Origin of the sequence: Neobacillus soli NBRC 102451, assembly GCF_001591665.1 — a bacterium.
Classification (GTDB): Bacteria; Bacillota; Bacilli; order Bacillales; family Cytobacillaceae; genus Neobacillus; species Neobacillus soli.
On record NZ_BCVI01000133.1, the window covers coordinates 1 to 531 of the forward strand.

Consider the following 531-nt stretch of genomic DNA (forward strand, 5'->3'; position numbering starts at 1 on the left):
AAGTAACTTTTGTTGAACTAACTGGTGCTTTACTTTAAGATCGCGCTGCCTAAAATGGCGGCTTTTTATTATCTAGCTAAAGGCGTTCAAGAGTTGAAGTTCGAGGCTGACATTTAGACAGCTTTTCTTATTGGGCTAACAAAGCAGGTTTGTTGTAGAAGGAATTTTTAGTATGTTCGCGAATAATATCTTTCAAGGGGAAAAATGGGGTGGTGTTTTGAAAAAATTAATTGGGATTGTAGTAATAGCAGGAGTTATTTTTATATTGTTACATTCAACATCGAAAACAGCATTAAGGTTTCATCTACTATTTATGGGTTATCCAAAAGAAGCTCTAATAACAGAAATAAGTGATAATAAAATCGATAATAGAAACGATAAGAAAGAATTGGCTACGTTAAATGCAGAAACATACACTTTATCAAAACCACCATTTGAAAAAGATACTGAAACGGAGTTAGACACTTTCCTTGTACGGAAGATTGGATTTTTATATTTTGCAGAATATTATTCACTTTTTTAAACATCCTT

1 protein-coding gene is annotated in these 531 nt (G+C 32.4%); it reads left to right on the top strand.

Annotation, left to right across the window (positions count from 1 at the left end):
• Positions 1–217 precede the first annotated feature (217 nt).
• Positions 218–523: a YjcN family protein gene (locus BSO02S_RS25985; protein ID WP_142303681.1), complete on the top strand. Its 306-nt coding sequence runs from the start codon at positions 218–220 to the stop codon at positions 521–523.
• The last annotated feature ends 8 nt before the right edge of the window (positions 524–531 follow it).